This is a genomic window from Candidatus Thioglobus sp. (assembly GCF_028599055.1).
Lineage (GTDB): Bacteria > Pseudomonadota > Gammaproteobacteria > PS1 > Pseudothioglobaceae > Thioglobus_A.
In genome coordinates, this window is the sequence record NZ_JAQRMS010000053.1 from 1 (window position 1) to 8,748 (window position 8,748).

Below are 8,748 nucleotides of genomic sequence, written 5' to 3' on the forward strand. Positions count from 1 at the left end.
TACACACCTCTAAATCGGTAAAAGGGGACGGTACCCTTTTATTTTAAAGTAAGTTATACTTATGGCATGCCTAGACAAGCCAGAAACGTATTTTCTAATATCCCACATCACGTTACTCAACGTGTGGTAAAAGGGGACGGTACCCTTTTATTTTAAAGTAAGTTATACTTATGGCATGCCTAGACAAGCCAGAAACGTATTTTCTAATATCCCACATCACGTTACTCAACGTGGAAATCGTCAGGCTGATGTATTTTTTTCTGATGAGGATAAGGAATATTATCTAAAATTATTGCTTCAATACAGCGTGGCTCATGATGTTAAGGTGTTAGCGTATTGTTTAATGACAAATCATATTCATTTGATCTTGTTGCCCGCGACTGAAGATGGGCTGCAAAAAGTATTAAAGCCCCTACATATGCGTTATGCACAATATATTAATAAGAAAAATAGTTGGAATGGTCACTTATGGCAAGGGCGATATTTTTCTTCAGCACTTGATGAGCGTTATACTTATCATACATTTCGCTATGTTGAAAACAACCCAGTTAGGGCAAAAATGGTTAAACAAGCAATTGATTATAAATATTCCAGTGCTGCGCATCATTGCGGTCTTGTGTATGATGATATGATTACCGCCTACGATATTGGCGTTGAGCAATCTACATATTTGGATTATTTACAAGAGTGCGTTGATGATGACAGTGTTAATATTATTAGGCGGAATGTAAACAAAGGATTGCCTTGTGGAGGAAAGAATTTTATTGATAAACTTAGCAAATCTATTGGCAGGGATTTGTCCTTTAAACAAATTGGAAGGCCAAAAAAGGGTACCGTCCCCTCTTAAATAGTATGAACGAACACTTATTGATCCACATTGTTTTGTTGTTAGCCATTGCGGTAGCAATTGTGTCGCTTTCAAGAAGACTGCACTTTCCACCAATTTTGGGTTACATCATTGTGGGTATTATTGTTGGTCCTAATGGATTCGGCTGGATTGACAAAGAAGAAAATATCGAAATATTGGCCGAGTTTGGCATTGTCTTTTTGTTGTTTGCTATTGGACTAGAATTCTCACTTGCGCAAATGATTTCCATGCGTCGACAAGTATTTGGACTGGGTACGGTTCAGGTGTTTGTGACCGGATTATTGGTTTACGCTATTGGTTATTTCGCAGGACTGGATACCAATACTAATATTATTATTGCCAGTGCATTTGCTTTGTCTTCTACGGCGATTGTTATTAAGCAGCTGACTGAGCAATCTGAGATTCATTCTCGCCATGGACGCTCTGCATTGGGTGTGCTTATCTTTCAAGATATTATTGCCATTCCGCTGTTGATTTTGATCCCAACTTTGGCGCTGACTAGTGTGGGCGATAACAGCCTTGGTTTGGCGTTGAGTGTGGCCTTCTTAAAAGGAATGCTGGTGGTGGTTGTCATGCACATGATCGGTAAATATTTGCTTAAACCGTTGTTTCACGAAGTGGCTTCGGCCAAATCACAAGAGCTATTTACCTTGACGGTTTTAACGGTGGCATTAGGTGCTGCTGCGTTTACTGAGCAAATGGGCTTATCAATGACATTGGGCGCATTTTTAGCAGGCATGATGCTTAGTGAAACAGAATACAGACATCAGATTGAATCCGACATTCGTCCGTTTCAAGATATTTTATTAGGCCTGTTTTTTGTTACCGTGGGCATGATGATTTCCCTAACCTTGTTACAACAGCATTTCTGGTTAATTATCGCCATTACCCTAGGTATTATTTTGTTAAAAGGTTTGGTTTTGTATGGGGTGGCCAGATTGTTTCAAAAGCAAGGTGGCGTGGCCTTGCGATTGGCGTTATCGTTGTCCCAAGTAGGTGAGTTCGGTTTGGTGCTGTTAACACTGGCATTTACTTATAAATTATTACCTATTGAAATAGGCAATATCTTATTAACCTCGGCGGTATTGAGTATGTCTGTTGCGCCATTTTTGATTAAATTTAACGGTGTGATTGCCAAAACATGGCATAAAGGCTCTTATTTAAGCAATCATCAGAATATTGAGAAAATCATTATTGATGATAGTGTGCGTCTCGATCAGCATGTTATTTTGTGTGGCTTTGGCCGTGTTGGACAAACTGTTAGCCGCTTTTTATCCAAGGCTAATAAATTATTTATTGCGCTTGATATGGATATTAAGCGCGTTCAAGAAGCGCATGATGCGGGTGAGAATGTCTATTACGGTGATGCGGCAAAAGAGACGATTTTAAAAGCAGCTTGTTTAGACAAGGCGCGTATTGTGATTGTGACTTTTAGTGATTTTCATGCTTCGATTAAAATCTTAAAAACCATCCGTCAAATGAACCAGCAGGTGCCAATTCTGGTGCGAACGCCAGATGACGCACATGTTAATGAATTGCTTGAAGCAGGTGCGAGCGAAGTAATTCCCGATACGTTTGAATCAAGTATTATGTTAGCCTCTCACTTAATGTTGATGATTGGCGATCCGCCTAGGAAAATTCTTAAAGAGGTGCGGGAAATTCGTAAAAATCGTTATCGTTTGTTGGAGAATTTTTATCCAGGTGAAGATGATAATCCAATGGAAGAACATCAAGTAATGACCGGTGTTTTCCATACGGTGATCTTAACTCAAGATACGTTTGCCACACATAAAACCATTGGTTCACTTGGGTTAGAACAGTTTGATATTCAGGTCGAAGCGATTAAGCGCGGTAGTATTCGTGGCAACAACCCATCAAACGAGACTCGACTAAGGATTGATGATCATTTGGTGCTGAGTGGCACACCAGAAAATATTGAGCGCGTTGAGCTGTATTTAACAACGGGTAAGTCTTAATACTACTTTTTACCTTTAAAAACAACTGGTTAAAGCCACCTTGATAGTTCGTTAGTTTTTGCGTATAATTATTTTCTTTTGCATTTAAGGAAATTTAGTATGCCATCACGCAGAGATCTAGCAAACGCAATTCGCGCCCTAAGTATGGACGCCGTTCAAAAAGCAAATTCAGGCCACCCAGGTGCACCAATGGGTATGGCAGATATTGCTGAAGTTCTTTGGAACGACCACATGAAGTACAACCCTACTAGCTCTAAGTGGGCTGACCGCGATCGTTTTGTTTTATCAAACGGTCATGGTTCAATGTTGATGTACTCATTATTGCATTTGTCTGGTTTTGACTTAAGCATGGACGACATTAAAGATTTCCGTCAATTGCACGCTAAAACTGCAGGCCATCCTGAGTATGGTTACGCTGAAGGTATTGAAACGACAACTGGCCCATTAGGCCAGGGTGTTACTAATGCTGTTGGTATGGCAATTGCTGAGCGCACTATGGCTGCACAGTTTAACAAGCCAGGCCACACGATCGTTGATCACAATACTTACGTATTTATGGGTGATGGTTGTTTAATGGAAGGCTTGTCACACGAAGCGTGTGCAATGGCTGGCACATTAGGCTTGGGTAAGTTAATTGCATTCTGGGACGATAACGATATTTCGATTGACGGTCACATTGGTGAGTGGATGGAAAAAGGCGTTCCAGGACGTTTTAATTCATACGATTGGCACGTGGTTGCAGTTGATGGCCATGATGCAGATGCAATCAGCAAGGCAATCACAGAAGCTAAAGCCGTGACAGACAAGCCATCTTTAATCTGTTGTAAGACAGTTATTGGCTTTGGTTCACCAAATTTATGTGGCACACACGATTGTCACGGTGCGCCATTAGGTGACGAAGAAATCGCAGCAACGCGTAAAGAATTAGGCTGGACTTCAGCGCCATTTGAAATCCCTGCGGACATCTACGAAGGTTGGGATCATAAGGCGCAAGGTGCAGCAGATGAAGGCGCTTGGAACGATGCATTTGCAGCGTACAAGGCTGAATTCCCTGAAGAAGCTTCAGAATTTGAACGTCGTATGGCGGGCACACTACCAGCTAACTTTGAAATGGAAATGGATAAGTTTATTGCTAAGACTCAAGATGAGATGCCAAATATTGCTTCTCGTCAAGCGTCACAAAAAGCTATTGAGGCAATGGGTCCATTATTACCAGAAATGTTTGGTGGTTCAGCTGACTTAACTGGTTCTAACCTAACTAACTGGTCAGGTACAGTTAAGGTTAATGCTGATAACGCTAACGGTAACTACATCTCATGGGGTGTTCGTGAATTCGGTATGGCACACATGATGAACGGTATGGTTCTACATGGCGGCTTTAAAGTATACGGCGCAACTTTCTTCATGTTTATGGAATTCATGCGTAATGCACTACGTATGTCTGCCCTAATGAAGATTGGCACAATTTATGTTTACACGCATGACTCTATTGGTCTGGGTGAAGACGGTCCTACGCATCAGCCGGTTGAGCAATTAGCAACGATGCGTATGATCCCTAACTTCCAAACTTGGAGAGGTTGTGATGCAATCGAATCTGCAGTATCTTGGAAGATGGCTATGTTACGTGGTGAAGCGCCAACTGCATTAGTATTCTCGCGTCAAGCATTAACGCCAATGGCTAGAACTGCAGAGCAAGTAGCTAACATTGAAAAAGGTGGTTACGTACTTAAAGATTGTGACGGCGATGCTGACATCATCTTTATTGCAACAGGTTCTGAAGTTGGCTTAGCGGTAGAAGCTGCAGAGGCAATGGATGCAAACGTACGTGTGGTTTCTATGCCATGTACAGATGCGTTTGATGAGCAAGATCAAGCATATAAAGATTCAGTATTAACACCAGGCACTAAGCGTGTTGCAATTGAAGCGGGTGTTGGTGATGCATGGTACAAGTACGTTGGTTTAGATGGTGGCTTAGTATGCATGACAACATTCGGTGAGTCTGCACCAGCGGGTGAATTGTTTAAAGAATTTGGCTTTACGGTGGACAATGTTGTTGCAACTGCAAAAAAAGTATTAGGCTAAATAAAAATTAACCCACCAAATTGGTCATAATTTGGCGGGATTTAAAGATATTTATTCCATAAAGGAATAAAAATAATAAAAGTAAAGGAGTAAAAAATGACAATTAAAGTAGGTATTAATGGTTTTGGTCGTATTGGTCGCATGGCATTTCGTGCAATTAAAAAGGACTTCCCTGAATTAGAAGTAGTTGGTATTAACGACTTATTAGAAAATGATTACTTAGCATACATGCTTAAGTACGATACAGCACAAGGCCGTTTTGATGGTGAAGTAGCAGTTGAAGGCGACAACTTTATCATTGATGGTAAGAAAGTACGTTTATCAGCTGAGCGCAACCCTGCTGACCTTAAGTGGGACGAAATTGGTGCTGAAATCGTTATCGATTGTACAGGTTTCTTCTTAACTGAAGAGTCTTGTCAAGCGCACATCGATGCAGGTGCTAAGAAAGTTGTTCAATCAGCACCTTCTAAAGACGGCACACCAATGTTTGTATACGGTGTAAACCACACCGAGTACGCAGGCCAAGCAATCGTTTCTGCTGCATCATGTACAACTAACTGTCTAGCGCCAATTGCTAAAGTAATTAATGATAAGTGGGGCTTAAAGCGTGGTTTAATGACGACGGTTCACGCATCTACTGCAACACAGAAAACAGTTGACGGTCCTTCAATGAAAGACTGGAGAGGTGGACGTGCGGTATTTGAAAACATCATTCCTTCATCAACAGGTGCTGCTAAGGCAGTAGGCGTTGTATTACCAGAGCTTAACGGTAAATTAACAGGTATGGCTTTCCGTATTCCTTCAGTTGACGTTTCAGTGGTTGACTTAACTTGTGAGCTTGATAAGCCTGCAACATACGAAGAAATTTGTGCAGCAATGAAAGAAGCTTCAGAAGGTTCAATGGCAGGTACATTGGGTTACACTGAAGAGTCGGTTGTGTCTTCAGACTTCCGTGGTATTAGTCAATCATCAATCTTTGATGCTGGCGCAGGTATTGCACTTGACGACACGTTTGTTAAGGTTGTATCTTGGTACGACAACGAGTATGGTTACACTTGTAACATGCTTCGTTTAGTTAAGCACATCGCTTAATATAATAACTACGGCTCGCATTGCGGGCCGTGTTTGAATATGCCAGACTTATATATCAAGGACTCTCAGCTAAGCGTTGATGAAGTCATTGAAAAATTAAAAGAAGCGGTTCCAAACAATAAGTTTGGAATTTTGCATTCTTACGATATTAAACAAACACTTGCTGGAAAGGGCCAAGAATTGACCGAAGCTTGTCATGTGTTTGAAATTTGCAACCCAGTGGTTGCAAAAAATATCCTAGAAAAAGACATGAATTTAGCAACTGTGTTGCCATGTCGTGTTTCGGTATATACTCAAGGAGGTGCCACCAAAGTTGGTATGGCGCTTCCTTCTAAACATATTGCTCAACTGTCGAACGCTGATGACCTTTCGGCGATAATAGATCCAGTAGAGCAAGCACTGATTAACATTGTTGATCAGTCAATTACGTAATTAAGTAGGAGAAAAAATGTCAGTTATCAATTTAACAGATTTAGATTTAGCATCAAAAAGAGTTTTAATTCGTCAAGATTTAAACGTGCCAATTAAAGACGGCGTGGTGACGAGCGATAAGCGTATTCAAGCATCAGTGCCAACGATTAAATTAGCGATGGCTCAAGGTGCGAAGGTTATGTTGATGTCGCACCGTGGTCGTCCAACAGAGGGCGAGTACAGTGACGAGTTTACATTACAGCCAGTTGCTGATCGTCTAACTGAAATTTTAGGCGTTACGGTGCGCTTAGAAAAAGATTGGTTGAATGGTGTTGAGATGGCTGACGGTGAAGTGGTTTTATGTGAGAACGTTCGTTTTAATAACGGTGAAATGGCTAACGACGATGCATTGTCTAAGCAGATGGCTGCGATGTGTGACATCTTTGCGATGGATGCTTTCGGTACGGCGCATCGTGCACAAGCGTCAACGCACGGTGTTGCTAAATACGCACCGGTTGCGTGTTCTGGCCCGTTGTTATCAGGCGAGCTTGAGGCATTAGGCAAAGCATTAGATAATCCTAAGCGCCCAATGGTCGCAATTGTTGGTGGTTCTAAAGTGTCAACAAAGTTAACGGTATTAGAGTCTTTATCTAAGATTGTTGATCAATTAGTTGTGGGTGGTGGTATTGCGAATACATTCATTGCAGCACAAGGTCATAATGTTGGTAAATCGCTATGTGAAGATGATTTAATCCCAACAGCTAAAAAATTAATGGAAGACTGTGAAATTCCAGTGCCAACAGATGTAGTTTGTGGCAAGGAATTTTCAGAAACTGCTGAGGCAACGACTAAAGCATCGAGTGATGTATCTGATGACGACATGATTTTTGATGTAGGTCCTGATTCTGCAGCACAATTGGCTGAGATTATGAAAAATGCAGGTACGATTGTTTGGAACGGTCCAGTTGGCGTATTTGAATTCGACCAATTTGCAGGTGGCACAAAAACATTAGGCATGGCTATTGCAGAGTCTGATGCATTCTCAATTGCTGGTGGTGGCGACACACTAGCAGCGGTTGATAAGTACGGTATTGAAGATAAAATAAGCTACATTTCAACGGGTGGCGGTGCATTCTTAGAATTTTTAGAAGGTAAAAAATTACCTGCAGTAGAAATCCTAGAACAAAGAGCAGCGGAGTAACACTTGACTAGAAGAACTAAAATCTTAGCTACCTTGGGCCCTAGCACAGATAGACCTGGGGTTTTAGAAAGCATTCTTGAGGCGGGCGTTAATGTTGTTCGTATTAACTTTTCTCACGGTTCTGAAGAAGAACATTTAGGCCGAGTTAAAGCGGTTCGAGAGTGGGCTCAAGCTAACAGTACTTATGTGGGTGTGTTGATGGATCTTCAGGGTCCAAAAATTCGCATTGCCTCTTTTAAAGACGGCATGAAAATTGAGCTAAATAATGGTGATCATTTTGCGCTAGACGCAGACAAAGACAACTTATTAGGCGATCAAGAATCAGTTGGCATTGCCTATAAAACACTACCTCAAGAAGTAAAGCCAGGCAATATCTTAATTCTTGATGATGGCAAAATTGTACTTGAAGTAAGCAATGTTGAAGGTAATAAGATTAATACTATTGTTCAACAAGGCGGCATTCTTTCTGACAAAAAAGGCATTAACTTGCGTGGCGGTGGTTTATCGGCCAACGCACTAACTGAAAAAGATAAAAAAGACATCTTTACTGCTGCTAAAGCCAAAGCTGATTATGTGGCATTATCGTTCCCAATTAATGGTGACGATGTACGCGAAACAAAAACGTTATTGGCAGAAGCAGGCAGCCATGCAGGTGTTATTTCTAAAATTGAACGCGCAGAGTCGCTTAAAGAAGCAACCATTTTGGACATCATTAATGAATCAGCCGGCATTATGGTGGCTCGTGGTGATTTGGGTGTGGAAATTGGCGACGCGCAACTGCCTGCCCAGCAAAAACGCTTGATTAAGCTGGCTCGCTCTAACGATCGCATTGTGGTTACCGCAACACAAATGCTAGAATCAATGATTGAAAACCCGATTCCAACTCGTGCTGAAGTATTTGATGTGGCTAATGCAGTGCTTGATGGTACTGACGCAGTCATGCTTTCAGCAGAAACGGCAGCGGGTGCTTACCCAAGTAATGCGGTGGCAACGATGGCTGAAGTGTGCGTTGAAGCTGAGAAAAACCCAATTGCTAAAGTGTCACATCACCGTTTAAATGAGACGTTTACTGATGTTGATGAGACCATTGCCATGAGTGCAATGTATGCAGCAAATCA

7 protein-coding genes are annotated in these 8,748 nt (G+C 41.5%); all 7 read left to right on the forward strand.

Translation table 11 applies throughout. The annotated features are described in order from the left end of the window. Positions 1-175 precede the first annotated feature (175 nt). Positions 176-847, forward strand: coding sequence for a transposase (locus PSN35_RS04720; protein ID WP_300030175.1), 672 nt, complete (start codon positions 176-178; stop codon positions 845-847). A gap of 5 nt (positions 848-852) precedes the next feature. Next, positions 853-2,844 (forward strand): monovalent cation:proton antiporter family protein, encoded by a 1,992-nt coding sequence (locus tag PSN35_RS04725; RefSeq protein ID WP_300030177.1) that lies wholly within the window; start codon positions 853-855, stop codon positions 2,842-2,844. Between the two features lie 99 nt (positions 2,845-2,943). Beyond that, positions 2,944-4,926, forward strand: a complete 1,983-nt coding sequence (gene tkt, locus PSN35_RS04730; RefSeq protein WP_300030180.1) for a transketolase — start codon at positions 2,944-2,946, stop codon at positions 4,924-4,926. 96 nt (positions 4,927-5,022) lie between these two features. Continuing rightward, positions 5,023-6,018: a type I glyceraldehyde-3-phosphate dehydrogenase gene (gene gap / locus PSN35_RS04735; protein WP_300030183.1), complete on the forward strand. Its 996-nt coding sequence runs from the start codon at positions 5,023-5,025 to the stop codon at positions 6,016-6,018. Positions 6,019-6,057: 39 nt separating this feature from the next. Continuing rightward, entirely contained in the window at positions 6,058-6,450 is a 393-nt protein-coding gene (locus PSN35_RS04740; RefSeq protein ID WP_300030185.1) for a DUF302 domain-containing protein, read from the forward strand. A 16-nt stretch (positions 6,451-6,466) separates the two neighbouring features. Continuing rightward, complete coding sequence (locus PSN35_RS04745) at positions 6,467-7,630, forward strand: phosphoglycerate kinase (RefSeq protein WP_300030188.1); 1,164 nt, start codon at positions 6,467-6,469, stop codon at positions 7,628-7,630. A 3-nt stretch (positions 7,631-7,633) separates the two neighbouring features. Next, positions 7,634-8,748 (forward strand): pyruvate kinase (gene pyk, locus PSN35_RS04750; RefSeq protein WP_300030190.1); only part of this gene is annotated, 1,115 nt, incomplete at its 3' end.